Source organism: Pseudomonas oryzihabitans (assembly GCF_032027545.1).
GTDB lineage: Bacteria > Pseudomonadota > Gammaproteobacteria > Pseudomonadales > Pseudomonadaceae > Chryseomonas > Chryseomonas oryzihabitans_F.
Window position 1 is genome coordinate 19170 of sequence record NZ_JAVSJB010000028.1, and the last position, 15172, is coordinate 34341.

Genomic DNA, 15172 nt, shown 5'->3' on the forward strand with positions numbered 1-15172 from the left:
GTGCGGCATCCACCCGCTAGCCCAGGGCCCTGCTGTGAAACCTTCCTCTACCCCTCGCAAGCCTTTCGCCGGCACTGGTCTCGCCAGTGGCCTAGTTGTCGCCCTCGGCCTCTTGACGGGCCCTGCTCACGCCGCCGGCACCGCCAGCGAGCAAGCCAACGTCGACGTGATGATCCGCCAGCTCAACGCGGTCGAGGCCGTCGCCCGGCGCAGTGCCGAGTTGCCCAGCGACGGCAGTACCCGCTATCGCCTGGACTACAACCGCCTGGCCGCTGACATTGCGCGGATCCGTCAGGGCCTGCAGGACTACCTTGCACCGAGCCGCGCCCAGCCGCGCGACGCGGCCGAACTCTCCGGTCAGTACCAGCGCGAAGGCGCCCAGCCATGAGCATGACCGCGGCGCAGACCTCTGCCTTTCAAGCGGCGAGCGGTATTCCGCCCTCCGCCAGCAACCTGTTCTGGCTCTCCGCGGCGATGGCCGTCACCACCCTCTGGTTCGCCTGGCTCGCCATCAGCCTCTACAAGGGCTGGGCGAATCAGAACCTCAAACCCGCCGCGGCCAAGGGCGCCCTGATCAAGGGGCTGCTCCTCTACTTCGTCCTGTCCTGGCTGATCTTGCATTAACCCCCTCGAGGAGAAATCCATGCTGTCCCTCAAACGTCTGTTCACTCTCGGCGCTCGCGCCAAATGCCTCACTTCTGCGGTAGCCGGCCTGGCCTTGCTGCCGGCCGTCAGCCAAGCCGCATTACCCAGCGCTCAAGCACCCTCGCGCGGCGAAGGTTCTACCTGGCTCGAAACGCTCAAGAACTACGGCTACGACGGCTTCATGCTGATCGCCCTGGCCCTGTGCGCCTTCTGCCTCATTGTCGTGGCGGCTCACGGTATCGGTGTCTATCACGAAATCCACACGGGTAAGAAAACCTGGAAAGACCTGGGTGCCACCGTTGTCGTCGGCGTGATCCTTATCGGCCTGGTGATCTTCATCGTCACCAAAGCCAGCGGCATCATGTAAGGCAGGACGGCGCAGATGGACATCACCCAGGACCTGCACGAGGACGGCACGCTTCTCTTCTTGCCGAATCGCCTCAATACCCAACCCGTTGTCGTGGGCGGGCTGACCACCGACGAGATGTTCGCCACCATCATCGTCTGCGCCTCGTTCGGCTTTGTGGTTGGCATCCCCTTGGCGTTTTTCACGACTCCGGCCATGCCGATCTTTGCCGCACTGGCCTGCGGCTCCCTGGGCCTTGCGCTTGCCGGACGTCAACTGCGCCGCTGGAAGCGCGGGCGCCCCGAAACCTGGCTGTGGCGGCAAGTGGAATGCCGCCTGGCCCACTGGGGGATTGCCGGGCGCCGCCTGGTGATCCGCAGTGGTAGCTGGAGCTGCAAACGGATGGTGGGGCTATGAGCCGCGCTTGGAAGCTCTCCGACTCACAGCGTGCCCACATCACGACCCTGCGCCTGGCTCTAGGTCTCATGACCGGCATCGCTGTGTTCAACGGCTATGGCTGGTCCACAGCGCCGAAGGACCTGACCGTCCATGTGCCCCCGGACCTGCGCTCGGGTAGCACGCGCCCGTGGTGGGAGATACCACCTGAGTCGGTCTATGCCTACGCCTTCTACATCTTCCAGCAGATGAACAGCTGGCCCTCCGATGGCGAGAAGAACTACAGCGACAACATCGCGCGGCTGGCCAACTTCATCACCCCGTCCTGCAAGGTCTACCTGGAAGGCGATGAGGCGCTCAAGCGCAATGCTGGCGAATTGCGTAGGCGCGTCCGCAACGTGGCGGAGATCCCCGGATCGGGCTACGGCGATGACCCCACCCGGCGCGTCCAGGTGCTGGGCAACAGCGAGTGGACCGTCATGCTCGATGTCGTCGCGAACGAATACCTGGGCGGCGAGAAGGTCAAGACGGCCCTCACGCGCTACCCGCTGCACGTCGTCAAAGCCGACGTCGATCCTGAGAAGAATCCCTGGGGTATGAAGTGGGACTGCTACAGCGGTCAGCCGCAGCGGATCGAGGCCGGCGTGGAAGTCAAAGCCCGAGGTACACCATGAGGTCCAGTCATTCCCTCGTCCTGGTGCTGGGCGGCCTGCTGCTGAGCAGCCTGGCTCAGGCCATCGAGATCCGCAAATGGGAGCGTGTTCCCATGGCCATCCCGCTGGTGGTGGGTCAGGAGCGGATCCTGTTCGTCGACGCCAACGTGCGCGTCGGAGTGCCCCCGGCCATCGCCGACAAGATCCGGGTGCAAAGTACCGGCGGCGCCATCTACCTGCTGGCCAAGGACACTATCGAACCTAGCCGCCTGCAACTGCAGAACGCAACCACCGGCGAAATCATGCTGGCCGATATTGCTGCTACCCCTGCCCAGGAAGGTCACGCCCCGCTGGAGGCGATCAAGATTGTGCCCGGCGATACGACCCCGCCCCGATATGGCCAGGCAGCATCGGCAAGCGGAAGCAATGCCGCAAAGGCCACAGTCAAGGCCAGCAGCCAGGCTGATGAAGAGGACGACGAGCCGGCCCCGCCCAAACGCGAAACACCGATTCCCGTTGTGCTCACGCGGTATGCCGCCCAGATGCTTTATGCCCCGCTCCGTACGGTTGAGCCGGTCGAAGGCGTCGCTCAGGTCAAGGTCGACAAGCGCCTGGACCTGTCGACACTCATGCCGGCTCTGCCCGTCGAGGCCAGTCAGTTGGGCGCCTGGCGGTTGGACGACCATTGGGTGACTGCCGTGAAACTGCGTAACCAGACCGGCCAGCGCCTGGCCCTGGATCCGCGCGAGTTGATGGGCGACTTCGCCACAGCGACCTTTCAGCACCCCTACCTCGGCGCCCGCGGCGATGCCAGTGACACCACGGTGCTCTACCTGGTCACCAAGGACCACGGACTCGGCCAGTCGCTGTTGCCCAGCCTCAGCGCTACTGATCCTCGAGTGAGCTCGGAGGCGCGCCATGCAGCTCAGAAGTAATCCGCTCCTCAAGTACGCCCTCCTGCCCCTCCTCGTCCTGGTGGTCTTTGTCGGGGTGAAAATGCTCGGCCGCGGTAAGTCGGCCGAGCCTGAGCAGCCACAATCCGCCCAGCTCACCCCCGAACAGGCCAAGGCGCTCGGCATTGAAGGCGATACGGCCAACGACACCCTGCGCACCATCGTCGCCGAGAGTCGCCAGTTGAAGGAGCAGATGAGCAAGGTCCTGAAAGACAACGAAGAGGCCAAGCGGGAGAACGAAGGCCTCAAGGCTCAACTTAGCAACATCAACAGCACGGTCGACAACCGCGTCCAGGCGGGCATCAACCAGGGCATGGAGAATCAGCAGAAGCAGACCCAAGGACTCGTTGATAATTTGCAGAAGCAGCTCAACACCCTGTCGCAGATGGGCACTCAGTTGGGCGGCGCTGCAGGCGCCGGCGGCGATATGCCTATCGGGCTCGGCATCAACCCGGGCGAAGGCAATCAGTTCAAGAAAGGCAGTGGCGGCTCGGACCTGGTCTGGATCGAGCCGCAGGACGGCACGGCGGTCGATGCCAATGGCAAGCCCCTCGCCGCCGGCAGTGGCCAGGCGGCCAGTGGTTTTGCCTTCCCTACGTCGTTTGGCACCGCTGGCCAGAAGACCCTGGACGCGGCGTCCGGCGGCGCTCAGCGCGTGGCGGACGGCGTCGGAGGCGATGAGCAGACGCGCAAGAAGGTGCGCAAGGTCTACACCCTGCCCCAGAACTCGACGCTCATGGGTTCGGTATCCATGACCGCACTGGTGGGCCGCGTACCGGTCGACGGCACGGTCAACGACCCCTACCCCTTCAAGGTGCTGATCGGCCCCGACAACCTGACCGCCAACGGTATCGACCTGCCCGACGTCGCCGGCGCCGTCGTGAGCGGTACCGCCTCAGGTGACTGGACGCTGTCCTGCGTGCGCGGGCAGATCCGCAGCATGACCTTTGTCTTCACCGACGGCACGGTGCGCACATTGCCAGCGCCTCAGGAGAACGGCGGTCAGCAGAACAACGGCCAGAACAACCAGAACAGCTCCACCAATGGCCAACCGGCTGCGGTCCAGGGCGGCATGGGCTGGATCAGCGATCCCTACGGCATCCCCTGCATCGCGGGCGATCGCCGTAGCAATGCTGCCCAGTACATCGGCTCTCAAGCGCTGATCACGGCCGCCGGCGCCGGCGCTGCTTCGCTCATCAAGAGCGATGGCAGCAGCTCCAGCTACGTGCAGACCTCCAGCGGCACCATCGGCACGACCGGGATCTCCGGCAACGAGGCCATGGGCAAGATCTTGAATCAGGGCGTCAGCGACATCTCCACCTGGGTGAACAAGCTGTACGGCCAGGCCTTCGCCGCCATCTATGTCCAACCCGGGGCGAAGGTGGCCATCCACCTCGACCAAGAGCTGGCCATCGACTACGAACTCAAAGGCCGCAAGGTCGACTATCGCAAGGGAGCTCGCCATGCCTCGGCTGATCTCGACTAATCACGCACGACTACAAATGGCGGCTGTGCTGGCCATGACGCTGCTGGCCGCAGGCTGCTCGGTCAACAAGGAGAAGATGCTCCCCCATGGCGACCAGACCATGATGGACGTCTGGAACGCCGGCACCACCGGCTCGGCCGGCAGCAGCCAGGGTCGCCAACTCGTCGATGCCCGGGCAGAGCTACGCCGTCCTGTCGACACGACCCAGGTCCGGCCGCTGGCAGATAACGCCGGCTATTCGCGCACCGCGCAGAACGAGATCTACAGCCAGTTCAAGCGCCTGCCTAATCCTGACCTGGTCATGTACGTCTTCCCGCATCTGGCCGGCTCCGACCCGGCACCCATCCCCGGCTATACCACCGTTTTCCCGCTCTACCAGCGTGTGCAATACGCCATGCCCGGTGAGCGGGTGGAGAACTACTGATGGGCATCTTCGAACGCCTACGCGGCCGTAAGGCCGCACAAGCAGCTGCAACTGTACCGGACACTGAGCCAGCTGAGCTGGCTGGAATGGATCATGACGAGCAACGGCCTGAGCCAGAGGTAAGTCTGTCAGCACCGCCGTCAGATGCCCTGCACCCCGAATCCATCCGCGCTACCCGCGCGCTGGAGGTCGACGAGGAAGCCGCCTATCAACGCCATCTGGATCGCCTGAAGGCTCATGGCATCCCGGAGCCCGGTGCCTGGATGACCGGCAAGGAAAAGCCCGCGACGGTGGCCGATGTCGCCAGGCTCTACGATGTCAATCCCAGCTTCACCAACCTGCTGCCCTGGGTCGAGTATTTACCTGAGCACCAAGCCATGCTGCTCGAGGACGGCAAGTCCTTGGCGGCGTTCTTCGATATCGTACCGATCGGCACCGAGGGCCGCTCACCAGCCTGGCTACGCCAGGCGCGGGATGCCCTGGAGAACGCCCTGCAGGACAGCTTCGATGAGCTCGAGGTCAGTCCCTGGGTTATTCAGATGTACGCCTACGACGAGATCCAGTTCGACAGCTATCTCGAAGGCTTCCGCAACTACGTGAAACCACGCGCCCAGGGTTCGGCCTTCACCGAGCTCTACCAGGGGCTGATGAAGCACCACCTCTCCGCCATCTCCAAGCCCGGAGGCTTGTTCAAGGACAAAGTGGTTTCCAAACTGCCCTGGCGTGGCCAGCAGCGTCGCGTACGCCTGGTGGTGTCGCGGCGCAGCGTCGGCGACGGTCTGATGCGCGGCCAGGATCCCGCGCTCTATCTGCGCAATACGTGTGAGCGTCTGGTCGGCTCGCTGGCCAACGCTGGCGTCCGAGCCATCCGCATGGAAGAGCGTGCGATCCGACACTGGCTCCTGCAGTGGTTCAATCCCTGCCCCGATCACCTAGGCACCACGCGCAAGGACCATGACCGCTTTTTCGAGCTGGTGAATACACCGACCGAAGTCGAGGATGGCACCATCCCGGTGCTGGCCAGCGGCACGGACTTCTCGCAGTGCCTGCTGTACCGCGAGCCACGCTCAGACGCAGACAAGGGCATCTGGTTTTTCGATGGCCAGCCCACCCGGGTGATCATGCTCGATCGGCTGCGCGAGGCACCCAAGACCGGGCATTTGACGGGCGAAACTCGCCAGGGCGGTGATGCGCTCAATGCCCTGATGGACAAGCTCCCCGAGGACACGGTGCTGGCCATCACTCTGGTGGTTACACCTCAAGACACGCTGGAAGCCCACCTCAACAACCTGCACAAGAAAGCGGTGGGTGACAATCAGGCCTCGGCGCTGACCCGTGAGGCAATCCAGGATGCGCGATACCTTATTGGCCGCAAGCACAAGCTGTACAAAGGCAGCGTCGCCTTTTACGTCCGCGGCAAGCACGAAGCGGAGTTGACGCAGCGCTGCATGAACCTGACGAACATCCTGCTGGGCGCAGGCATGGAGCCCGTGCTGCCTGACGATGAGGTCGCCGGCCTTTCCAGCTACTTGAGATGGCTGCCGGCCAACTTCGATCCGAATCAGCCCCGTGCCCTGCAGTGGTACGCCCAGATGCTACTCGTTCAGCACGTGGCCAACCTGGCCCCGGTCTGGGGCCGCCACACCGGCACCGGGCATCCTGGAACAACCGTCTTCAATCGCGGCGGCGCGCCGCTGACGTTCGATCCTTTCAACAAGGAAGATCGTCAGATGAACGCCCACGGGTTCGTCTTCGGTCCCACCGGGGCTGGTAAGTCGGCGACTCTCAACAACCTGATGATCCAGTGGCTGGCCGGTTACCGACCGCGCATGTTTGTTGCCGAGGCCGGTAACAGCTTTGGGCTGCTGGCGGACTTCGCGCAGCGCCTGGGACTGACCGTGCATCGCGTACGTCTCTCTCCAGGATCCGGCGTCAGTCTGGCGCCTTTCGCTGACGCCATCCGGCTCGCGGGTGATCCGACCCACATCGCCGTCCTCGATGCCGAAGATCTGGAAGCGTCGGATCGCAACAGTGCCCCTCAGGCCAACCTCGAGGACGATCAGCGCGACGTGCTCGGTGAGATGGAAATCGTCGCGCGCCTGATGATCACCGGTGGTGAGGAGAAGGAGGACGCTCGTCTGACCCGCGCCGATCGTGCGGCCATCCGTCACGCCATCATCAATGCGGCTACGACCTGTTCCAAGGCCGAAAAGACCGTGCTGACCCAGGACGTCCGCGATGCTCTGAGTGGGGCCGCACGGGACGAAGGCCTTCCTGCGGCGCGGCGGGAGCGCCTGCAAGAGATGGCCGAATCCATGGACATGTTCTGCATGGGCGCTGACGGGGAGATGTTCAATCGCCCGGGTACACCCTGGCCGGAAGCCGACCTGACCGTGGTGGACTTTGCCACCTACGCCCGCGAGGGCTACCAGGCGCAGCTCGGCATTGCCTACATCTCGCTGCTCAACTCGATCAACAACATCGCCGAGCGTGATCAGTACAAGGGGCGCCCGCTGATCAAGCTGACCGACGAAGGCCACATCATCACCAAGCACCCTCTGCTGCTGCCCTATGCCATGAAGATCACCAAGATGTGGCGAAAGCTTGGGGCCTGGTTCTGGCTGGCCACCCAGAACATCGATGACATCCCGCTCTCCGGCGCGCCGATGCTCAACATGATCGAGTGGTGGATCTGCCTCAACATGCCGCCGGATGAGGTCGAGAAGATTTCCAAATTCCGCTCCCTTACCCCTGCGCAGAAGGAGCTGATGCTGTCGGCACGCAAGCAAAGTGGTGCCTACACCGAAGGCGTGGTGCTGTCCAAATCCATGGAGATCCTCTTTCGCGCGGTACCGCCGAGCCTCTTCCTGGCCCTGGCGATGACGGAGACGGAAGAGAAGGCTGAGCGTGCGCAGCTGATGGAAGAGTTAGGTACCGACGAACTGGGCGCGGCCATCGCCGTAGCAGCGCGGCTGGATCGGCTGCGCGGTATCGAGCCCTACCCCTTCGATCTGCCACCCGCTTCGGGAGCACGCGGATGAGGGCGATGGACCGCTTTACTCAAGACCTCATCGACAGCCTAACCGGCCTGCTCCGGCAACCGCACCTGCCGGAGACGCTCACCGCTCTGCAGATCTGCGCGCCGGTCCTGATAAGCAACCTGCAGGCAGTGAAGTCGCGCGCCGTGGATCGCCGAGAGATCGAGGCCCAACTCGACACGGCGCTCAAGGACTGGTTGGCCAAGCACCCTCAGCCGGATGACGCCCAACAGGCGCTGCTGGAGGTACTGCATCGTGATGTGCTGGGCCGGCATCCGAACCAACCTCCTGCCAAAGAGGCATCGGCATGATCAGGAGGGCGCTCTCACGGCAACCGGCAGCAATGGCGCTCATACTGCTGGCCGTGCTGCTCTATGTCTTATGGCACCTCTTTGGATGGTTCGCAGCAGTAGAGCCGCAGGCTGCTCCTGAGCCACCGGCATTCATCTATGGGAATGCCAAAGCCCGCTTCACGCTGATCGAGTACGGCGACCTGGAATGCCCTTACTGCAAGGAAGCCTACCCGCAGGTCAAGCAGTTGATTGATCGGCACGAAGCACTGAGCTGGCAGTGGCACCACCTGCCGCTGCCCATGCACGGCGAAGCAGCGCAGCAGGAAGCACGCCTGGTCATATGCGCCGGTTGGCTGGGCGGCAATCCGGTGTTCTGGCAGGCGGTCGAAGCGGTCTATCAGCACAGCCGCGGTAACGGTGCCGGCCTGGCAGTCCCGGTCGATCAACTGGGCCTGCAACCAGCTGTATCGATGCAGCACCTGAAGGCGTGCATCCAGGACAATACGACCGTGCGCCAGATAGTTGCTGAGCAGACCGCAACCGCAGCGCAGAAGCGGATCGATGCCACCCCAACCTTCGAGCTCCGGGACAATAGGTCCGGCCGTACGATTCGCCTTCCGTCGCTGCTGGACGACGCCGGCATGCTATCGGCCATGGACTGGCTGGCGAGTCAGGGAGGTGCGGATGCACAGCGACGCCAATGACATCCCCCCTTGGCTGGCCAGCCTTTCCGATCGGACGCTACAGCGGCTCAACAGCCGCCTGACCTACCTGCTGCGTATGATCGACGTAGAGCTCCAAAAACGTGATAATGAGCATCGCATCACAAATACTTGTAACAGCACCAGAGAGTAGCCTGTGAATCTGCCTTCGGCACCTAATCCTTACGAGTCAGTTGCGTCTGCGAAGGTGGCCTTCGATGTCATCAGCGCGTTGCCACCGATCAAGCTAGCACGGACCACTCAAGGGCCTTTTCGGCAATGGCTGTTCCGAGTAGGTGCTTATGAGCATCAGGAGGCCTACGATACCGAGCGCGAGGCGATGGAGGCGGCCGAGCGACTTTTGTTCACACTGTTCCGAGACATTGCCGATGAGCATCAGAGGGATGCCCTGAGTCGCGGTAACACAATCCTTGCAATGCGGTACGCCGAACGCCGAGGCTACTGGCAGGGACGTCAGGAGGAGGAGAAGCTGCATCAGGCTGCTGTTGGTAGTGCCTTGGCGGCATTGAGATATCTTTCCTGAAACAGACTTCGAGCCTTTTGCTACGCATTCTTCTAACCTCCAGCGATGTAGATACGGTTTCCCGCTGACCCAGCCCGCCTGATCGCGTTTCCTGTACCAGCCACTCCTATGCCTGGTACCGCGCATGCCCATCTCTCCTTCTACGGTCTTAGCAGGCCTGAAAGCCCGCCTGCTGGGCTTTGTCCTGGCCACCGCCTGCGTCCCCTTCGCCACAGCGGATGTGCTAGCCATCTCCAACGCTGCTCATCCCCTTATCAACAGCGCCGGCGCCCGGGTTGTGCTCTTGGATGCCCCGGAACGCCTCGAGCAAAAGCTCTCCGAAGGCCTGCCGGCGGATCCGCGACAGGCCGTAGCCATCATGCAGCAGCGGATGCGTTCAGCCTCCGCGCAGCAGCTGGGACGTGACCTCGCCAAGGCGCACCAGGACGTAGCCGATGCCTGGAGCCTGGGTGTGGCCAAGCTGCCGGCCGTCGTGGTGGATCGTCAGTATGTGGTCTATGGCCAGCCCGACGTGGCGGCCGCCGTGGCCAGCATTGAGCGCTACCGGAGCAGTGGACGATGAGTCGGCCTGTGCAGCGTCTACGGCGCCTTGCCCTGGCGATCCCGCTGGCCACCAGCCTGCAGGCTACGGCAGCGGTCACCACCGCGACCATCGTGTCGTCTTCGCTCTCCCCCGAGTGCCTCGAATACAAGGTGGTCGGCATCTGCTACTGGCTGTTCTGCACGCCGTTCGGCTGCAAGGTGAAGACCTCGGCCAAGGTACGGCACTTCGTGCCCGATGCGGTGGTGTCCAGCTACGCCAATACCGGCGAGAACCCGTGGACCGAGATGGCGTCCTTCAGCCCAGTCAGCAGTGTCGCCGCCGGCGGCAATGACCCAGGCGACAGCGCGACTCAGGCGAACGCCACCGTCAGCGCCCGGTTCAAGAACACCGACGTCATCGGCCACCCGGGTGGCTACGCCTTCAGTCAGTTCGCCAGCGGCTCCGGCTACACCTGCAAAGGCGCCGGTACCGCCTACATGCCCTACCTGCTCAGCAACTACGACTACCTGGCTTGGCGGTACGGCATTCCCGAGGTCGTGTATCCGGAGGCCCTCATCCCGGGCAAGCGCGAAGTGGGCGGCACCTTGTCCGGCGACCTGTGGGGCAACGTCTATCCGCGCAGCGGCTTCCTGCATCAGCCCGACGACTACAAGGCCGCGGCGGTCATGGCCCAGCGCGCCGGGGATGTGGTCACGCGCTCTGGCCAGATCCACGTCTACCAGTCGCTGCTGGCCCAGCCAGAAGACGGCTACTGGCCCGCTGGCGAGCTGCTCGAGGGCGATGCCACCACCGGCAAGTGGCAGGAGCTCACGCCCACGCTGAGCCAGAGCTGCGCTGCCTTTCCCAACCCGGACCCACACGTCCAGGACGCCGTCGGCGCCTATGCCTGGGCCCTGTGGCGTCCCTATAGCTGCTGCAAGCGTGAAGGCCAGGTCTTCCTGGGCAGCACCGACTTTCAATGATCAGGGAGCCGTCGATCATGAATACCTCTCGCCTCACCCTGCTTGCCAGCACCTGCTTGGCCGGCCTTCTCCTCGGCAGCGCTGTCCAGGCGGCTGAGCCCTACCGTGTGCAGTCCCAGGGCAGCGTTATCGGTGACGACGTGCTCTACAGCATCGGCGGCGGCAATGCCGTGTCCATGGGCAGCGTCGGCAACATGGACAGCATCCAGATTGGCGGTGGCTGGAACACCAACCTGATCTGCGGAAACATGAGCCTCACCAACACCCTGCAGAACCAGCTTAACGGTGCCACTCAGGGCTTCCAAACCATCATGAGCTCGGTGCTGCAGAACGCCACCGGCGCCGTTGCTTCCCTCCCCGGCCTGATCCTGCAGCGCGCCAACCCGGGCCTATACAACCTCATCACCAACGGCATTGGCCAGGCGCGCCTGGACTTTGATCGCTCGAAGGGCACCTGTCGCGCGATCGCCGACAAGATGCTCGATGTCGCCGGCGGCCAGGTCGGCTGGAACAAGCTCGCCGAGGGGGAAGCAATGAAGTCGGCCGCCGCCGGCACCACTGATGCGGTCGCCGCGATCAACCAGGTCGAGCAGAAGAGCGGGAATGAGGGCGTAACTTGGGTCGGCGGAAGCAAGGCCGGAGGCAGTGGCCAGCAGCCCATCAAGGTGGTCAGCGACGTCACCAAGGCCGGTTACAACCTGCTGAGCGGCCGCTCGCCCACCGCCACCGGTTCGATTCCGGCCAGCAGCTGCAACGGTGGCCTCGTCTGCAGCACCTGGTCGTCGCCGCAGGAGGCCGCAACCTTCGCTACTCGCGTCCTAGGCGAGCAACAGCAGCAGACCTGCGACAACTGCCAGAAGACCGTGACCCAGGCCGGGGTGGGGCTCACCCCGCTGATTCAGGAGACCTACGACACCAAGCTCAAGGCGGTGAACGCCCTGATCGCCGGCACCCAGCCGATGACGGCTGAGAACCTGGCCGCTGCCGGCAGCAACTCCATCCCAATCACCCGCGGCATCATCGAGTCATTGCGTACTGAGCAGGACCAGGATGCGCTGGCCAAGCGGCTCGTGTCCGAGGTCTCCCTGGCCGATGTGATCGAGAAGGCGCTGTCGCTGGTCCGTACCCTGGCTGCTGGCCGCCAGGAGCCCAACGTCGCCGCCAACCAGGTTGCCCAGACGCAGGTCGACCAGAACGCCACCAACCTGCAGGTCGAGATCCAGAACCTCAAGACCGAGCTGGACATGCGCCGGGAGCTGTCCGGCAACTCGCCGACCACCATCCTGCAGCGCGCCTCGATCCGCAAGGACGCCTCCAAAGGCATCTTCCAGGGCGATCCGCTGCCGAACCGGCTGGATCGCACCGAGAATCCGGCGAAGAAAGGCGAATGACCATGACGACATCCTCGTGGACTCAGCGCGTTCGGACCGGACTCCGGCTCGGCCGGCGCGGCCTTCGTCTGACCTGGTCGTTGCTCTGGCCCTTCCTGCTGGCGGTATCCATCGCCCTGGGCTTCGTGCTTGTGACGGCCTGGGGCTTCGGCGACCTGCAGAGCTACCGCCAGTGGCAGGCCGCTCACCATGCCCACTTCCTGGTGTGGCGGCTGTGCCTGTATGTGGGCCTGGTGATCTTCTGGTGGCCATGCCGTAAGCGGCTCATCGCCGAGGCCGAGGATCGCGGACGCCTCTATCGCTGCGAAGTGATGGCCGTACTGGTCATCGGCCTCTTCGAATTGCGCAATGCCGGCATGCTGTAGGAGATCGCCATGCAGCTCTATACCAACGACTACCTCGAGTATTACCTCACCCTGGTGGGCTGGATCATCAACAGCGGCATCTGGGAGATGATTGGCGGGACCGGCCTCTTCGCTGCGCCTTTCGCGGCCATCATCATCCAGGAATGGTTGCGGGCCCGCGGCGAGGGCCAAGACGAGGGCAACAAGGGGATCCTCAGCCTGGCCAGGATCGAAAATCGGTTCTATACGGCCATCTTCGTCATCATGCTCGGGCTGATGCCATCCACCGCAGCGACCATTAGCTTCTCGACCATCCAGTACGATCAAACTCGCTCTAAGCAATGCCAGGTCGACGTGCCCAAGCCTGATGGGACGGGTTGGGCGACCTCCTTCAGCACCCTGAACGGCAAGAGCGCTCAGGTGCCGGTCTGGTGGATGGTGGTCCACGCGCTATCCAAGGGTGCGGCCGCAGCTGCGGTGGCGAGCATTCCCTGTGGTCAGGATCTGCAACAGCTGCGCATGGAGGTCAACGCCGAGCGGATCGACAACCCCCTCCTCGCCCAGGAGGTCGCTGACTTCACCAACGATTGCTACGCCCGTGCACGTGCGAAGCTGTTCATGACCCAACCCACCCTGACCGACAAGCAGTACCTGGACGTCAGTTGGATCGGCTCGAAATACTTCATCAGCACCAGCGGCTACTACAGCGATGGTAGCTCGGGCTTCCGCTCCCATACCCCGAGGACGGCCTGGCCCTATGATGCAACCCGAGATGCGGGCCTGGCACAGACCACTGGAGGCGGGGGCTATCCCACCTGTACCCAGTGGTGGTCGGACGGCTCGATTGGCCTCAAGGCAAGACTGCTGGCACAGGTTGAACCTGACACTCTGACCAAGCTGGCCAAGTGGGCGAGCTTCATGTCTCAGGACGAGGTGAATGACTCAGTGATTCGGGACCTGGTGTCCCCGAAGAAGCAGACGCTGACGCAGGGGCAGGTCTACGGTGACTACGGCGGCCAGATCGGCAGCTCGCTGTACAACGACGCCGCCAGGGTCACCGCTGGCCTAGGACAGGCAGTGGGATCACTTGCCTACTTCCCGGCCATGGACAGCGTCCGACAAGCCGCGCCGATGGTCATGGCCTTCCTCAAGATGGCGTTCATCATCTGCATCCCCATCGTGCTGGTACTGGGGACCTATGACCTCAAGGTGGCCATGACACTCACGTTCGCACAGTTCGCACTAATCTTCGTGGATTTCTGGCTGCAGCTGGCGAGGTGGGTCGACAGCACAATCATGGACGCGCTGTATGGCACCGGGATCTACAAGGTGAACAACACTGCACCCCACGCAAACTTCGACCCGATCATTGGCCTGAGCAACATGCAGGGCGACATGCTGCTGAACTACGTAATGGGCGCGATGTTTTTGATCTTGCCGGCGTTTTGGATGACAGCTATGACGTGGACCGGCTTCAAGGTGGGAGGGCTAGCTGATGGTCTGACCAAAGGTACACAGGACGCTAAGGCATCCAGTCAGAAGGGAGCTGATGTAGCTCAAAAAGTAGCGGCAAATGGCGCAAAGTGAGGGCTAATCAGGAGCATAGATCTATGTGTGGTAGGCGGATCAAGAGATCCGCCTACCACTCACTTCGCAGTAATAACCGTGTCCTTCAGTACCGTCCCGGTAAACGTGAGAACTGAACAGCTCAGTGGTGCCAGCTGGTAATTTGGAAAACACCAAACCAACGCCGATGACAATCAACGCCGGAAGTAGAAGGTATAGTGAGGTGTAGGCCATGAAAGCTATGGCAAGCGCCCTAACTATCCAACGTAGGGCACCAATCACAAAAACTGGCAAGCCTGTCTTTTTAGCTACTCGCCAGACAGCAGCCTCTGCAATGAGAACAGCAGACAGCAAGCGTCCTATAGCGTGACCGATTTGCGCAGGGATAGCGTTGGAAGTGGCCATTACTTCAAGACCCCTCACAGACATGTAGTGGTGGAATGACATCACTTATACGCCCGCGCCTCATAGCCTGCAACAGCTATTTTGTGCTAAGCCGCACGGTATTTCGCAGATAGTGGCTTATGAAACAAGGGGTTAGAGGCTAAATGGGCTGGAGCAAAGGAAGGAATGGAAGGGGGCTTTAAGGGTAAAAGCCCTACCAGAAAGGGCTCCGCCGTTGGTGAAATGACCCCCAAATGTTGGACAGGGTTGATTTCAAGCAACGAGCACTGGTCTGAACGGGGACTAGAGAGGTGGCCTCTGCGAGATCGCCTCACGCAAGGTATCAAACGATGCTTCGCTAGGACTTACTAACGCGAAGTTATAGCCCTGTCCTGACCAGTAGTCAGCCGTGACATCACTTTCCCTACGAGAACCCTGACCAACGTCGCGCTGGCTGTTGGGATGCCGTACATAAAAGATCACTTGGCGACCTTTCGTATCG

The 15172-nt window shown here is 62.6% G+C and carries 19 protein-coding genes and 1 pseudogene; 18 read left to right on the forward strand and 2 right to left on the reverse strand.

Going from position 1 to position 15172, the window contains the following annotated elements; genetic code table 11:
- The first annotated feature begins 34 nt into the window (after positions 1-34).
- From RND78_RS25520 to RND78_RS25605, 18 genes are all read left to right on the forward strand, one after another.
- Positions 35-388: an RAQPRD family integrative conjugative element protein gene (locus RND78_RS25520; protein WP_312732751.1), complete on the forward strand. Its 354-nt coding sequence runs from the start codon at positions 35-37 to the stop codon at positions 386-388.
- Positions 385-624 carry a TIGR03758 family integrating conjugative element protein gene (locus tag RND78_RS25525; RefSeq protein ID WP_312732752.1) on the forward strand — a complete coding sequence of 80 codons (240 nt, stop codon included), beginning with the start codon at positions 385-387 and terminating at the stop codon, positions 622-624. Before RND78_RS25520 ends, RND78_RS25525 begins: the two co-directional genes overlap by 4 nt.
- 19 nt (positions 625-643) lie before the next feature.
- A complete protein-coding gene (locus tag RND78_RS25530) occupies positions 644-1012 on the forward strand; it encodes a TIGR03745 family integrating conjugative element membrane protein (protein WP_312732753.1) in 369 nt (122 codons plus the stop codon).
- 15 nt (positions 1013-1027) lie between these two features.
- A complete protein-coding gene (locus RND78_RS25535; RefSeq protein WP_312732754.1) occupies positions 1028-1408 on the forward strand; it encodes a TIGR03750 family conjugal transfer protein in 381 nt (126 codons plus the stop codon).
- A complete protein-coding gene (locus RND78_RS25540) occupies positions 1405-2061 on the forward strand; it encodes a PFL_4703 family integrating conjugative element protein (RefSeq protein WP_312732755.1) in 657 nt (218 codons plus the stop codon). The genes RND78_RS25535 and RND78_RS25540 overlap by 4 nt, the downstream gene beginning before the upstream one ends.
- Complete coding sequence (locus RND78_RS25545) at positions 2058-2975, forward strand: TIGR03749 family integrating conjugative element protein (protein WP_312732756.1); 918 nt, start codon at positions 2058-2060, stop codon at positions 2973-2975. Before RND78_RS25540 ends, RND78_RS25545 begins: the two co-directional genes overlap by 4 nt.
- Entirely contained in the window at positions 2959-4479 is a 1521-nt protein-coding gene (locus RND78_RS25550) for a TIGR03752 family integrating conjugative element protein (protein WP_312732757.1), read from the forward strand. The genes RND78_RS25545 and RND78_RS25550 overlap by 17 nt, the downstream gene beginning before the upstream one ends.
- A 16-nt stretch (positions 4480-4495) precedes the next feature.
- A complete protein-coding gene (locus tag RND78_RS25555; RefSeq protein WP_312732758.1) occupies positions 4496-4903 on the forward strand; it encodes a TIGR03751 family conjugal transfer lipoprotein in 408 nt (135 codons plus the stop codon).
- Positions 4903-7944, forward strand: a complete 3042-nt coding sequence (locus tag RND78_RS25560) for a conjugative transfer ATPase (protein ID WP_312732759.1) — start codon at positions 4903-4905, stop codon at positions 7942-7944. The genes RND78_RS25555 and RND78_RS25560 overlap by 1 nt, the downstream gene beginning before the upstream one ends.
- Positions 7941-8252, forward strand: a complete 312-nt coding sequence (locus tag RND78_RS25565; RefSeq protein WP_312732760.1) for a hypothetical protein — start codon at positions 7941-7943, stop codon at positions 8250-8252. Before RND78_RS25560 ends, RND78_RS25565 begins: the two co-directional genes overlap by 4 nt.
- A 32-nt stretch (positions 8253-8284) precedes the next feature.
- A complete protein-coding gene (locus RND78_RS25570) occupies positions 8285-8938 on the forward strand; it encodes a thioredoxin domain-containing protein (protein WP_312732761.1) in 654 nt (217 codons plus the stop codon).
- On the forward strand, positions 8919-9089 hold the full coding sequence (locus RND78_RS25575; protein ID WP_312732763.1) for a hypothetical protein: 171 nt from the start codon (positions 8919-8921) through the stop codon (positions 9087-9089). Before RND78_RS25570 ends, RND78_RS25575 begins: the two co-directional genes overlap by 20 nt.
- Positions 9090-9092: 3 nt before the next feature.
- Positions 9093-9479 (forward strand): hypothetical protein, encoded by a 387-nt coding sequence (locus tag RND78_RS25580; protein ID WP_312732765.1) that lies wholly within the window; start codon positions 9093-9095, stop codon positions 9477-9479.
- Between the two features lie 124 nt (positions 9480-9603).
- A complete protein-coding gene (locus tag RND78_RS25585; protein ID WP_312732767.1) occupies positions 9604-10041 on the forward strand; it encodes a TIGR03757 family integrating conjugative element protein in 438 nt (145 codons plus the stop codon).
- On the forward strand, positions 10038-10985 hold the full coding sequence (locus tag RND78_RS25590) for a TIGR03756 family integrating conjugative element protein (protein ID WP_312732768.1): 948 nt from the start codon (positions 10038-10040) through the stop codon (positions 10983-10985). Before RND78_RS25585 ends, RND78_RS25590 begins: the two co-directional genes overlap by 4 nt.
- Before the next feature lie 17 nt (positions 10986-11002).
- Positions 11003-12376: an integrating conjugative element protein gene (locus tag RND78_RS25595; protein WP_312732769.1), complete on the forward strand. Its 1374-nt coding sequence runs from the start codon at positions 11003-11005 to the stop codon at positions 12374-12376.
- A 2-nt stretch (positions 12377-12378) separates the two neighbouring features.
- Positions 12379-12741 (forward strand): hypothetical protein, encoded by a 363-nt coding sequence (locus tag RND78_RS25600; RefSeq protein ID WP_312732770.1) that lies wholly within the window; start codon positions 12379-12381, stop codon positions 12739-12741.
- Between the two features lie 9 nt (positions 12742-12750).
- On the forward strand, positions 12751-14307 hold the full coding sequence (locus RND78_RS25605; RefSeq protein ID WP_312732771.1) for a conjugal transfer protein TraG N-terminal domain-containing protein: 1557 nt from the start codon (positions 12751-12753) through the stop codon (positions 14305-14307).
- Positions 14308-14346: 39 nt separating this feature from the next.
- Here RND78_RS25605 and RND78_RS28550 read toward each other — a convergent pair whose 3' ends face one another.
- Both RND78_RS28550 and RND78_RS25610 read right to left on the reverse strand, forming a co-directional pair.
- Entirely contained in the window at positions 14347-14733 is a 387-nt protein-coding gene (locus RND78_RS28550; protein WP_409457132.1) for a DUF3742 family protein, read from the reverse strand.
- A 240-nt stretch (positions 14734-14973) separates the two neighbouring features.
- Positions 14974-15172: pseudogene (locus RND78_RS25610) on the reverse strand (anti-sigma factor); the annotation flags it as partial.

Bases quoted from the DNA above. Each gene is read 5' to 3' on its own strand.
- RND78_RS25525 (WP_312732752.1), top strand. From the start codon at position 385: ATGAGCATGACCGCGGCGCAGACCTCTGCCTTTCAAGCGGCGAGCGGT.
- RND78_RS25530 (WP_312732753.1), top strand. From the start codon at position 644: ATGCTGTCCCTCAAACGTCTGTTCACTCTCGGCGCTCGCGCCAAATGC.
- RND78_RS25535 (WP_312732754.1), top strand. From the start codon at position 1,028: ATGGACATCACCCAGGACCTGCACGAGGACGGCACGCTTCTCTTCTTG.
- RND78_RS25540 (WP_312732755.1), top strand. From the start codon at position 1,405: ATGAGCCGCGCTTGGAAGCTCTCCGACTCACAGCGTGCCCACATCACG.
- RND78_RS25545 (WP_312732756.1), top strand. From the start codon at position 2,058: ATGAGGTCCAGTCATTCCCTCGTCCTGGTGCTGGGCGGCCTGCTGCTG.
- RND78_RS25550 (WP_312732757.1), top strand. From the start codon at position 2,959: ATGCAGCTCAGAAGTAATCCGCTCCTCAAGTACGCCCTCCTGCCCCTC.
- RND78_RS25555 (WP_312732758.1), top strand. From the start codon at position 4,496: ATGGCGGCTGTGCTGGCCATGACGCTGCTGGCCGCAGGCTGCTCGGTC.
- RND78_RS25560 (WP_312732759.1), top strand. From the start codon at position 4,903: ATGGGCATCTTCGAACGCCTACGCGGCCGTAAGGCCGCACAAGCAGCT.
- RND78_RS25565 (WP_312732760.1), top strand. From the start codon at position 7,941: ATGAGGGCGATGGACCGCTTTACTCAAGACCTCATCGACAGCCTAACC.
- RND78_RS25570 (WP_312732761.1), top strand. From the start codon at position 8,285: ATGGCGCTCATACTGCTGGCCGTGCTGCTCTATGTCTTATGGCACCTC.
- RND78_RS25575 (WP_312732763.1), top strand. From the start codon at position 8,919: ATGCACAGCGACGCCAATGACATCCCCCCTTGGCTGGCCAGCCTTTCC.
- RND78_RS25585 (WP_312732767.1), top strand. From the start codon at position 9,604: ATGCCCATCTCTCCTTCTACGGTCTTAGCAGGCCTGAAAGCCCGCCTG.
- RND78_RS25590 (WP_312732768.1), top strand. From the start codon at position 10,038: ATGAGTCGGCCTGTGCAGCGTCTACGGCGCCTTGCCCTGGCGATCCCG.
- RND78_RS25595 (WP_312732769.1), top strand. From the start codon at position 11,003: ATGAATACCTCTCGCCTCACCCTGCTTGCCAGCACCTGCTTGGCCGGC.
- RND78_RS25600 (WP_312732770.1), top strand. From the start codon at position 12,379: ATGACGACATCCTCGTGGACTCAGCGCGTTCGGACCGGACTCCGGCTC.
- RND78_RS25605 (WP_312732771.1), top strand. From the start codon at position 12,751: ATGCAGCTCTATACCAACGACTACCTCGAGTATTACCTCACCCTGGTG.
- RND78_RS28550 (WP_409457132.1), bottom strand. From the start codon at position 14,733: ATGTCATTCCACCACTACATGTCTGTGAGGGGTCTTGAAGTAATGGCC.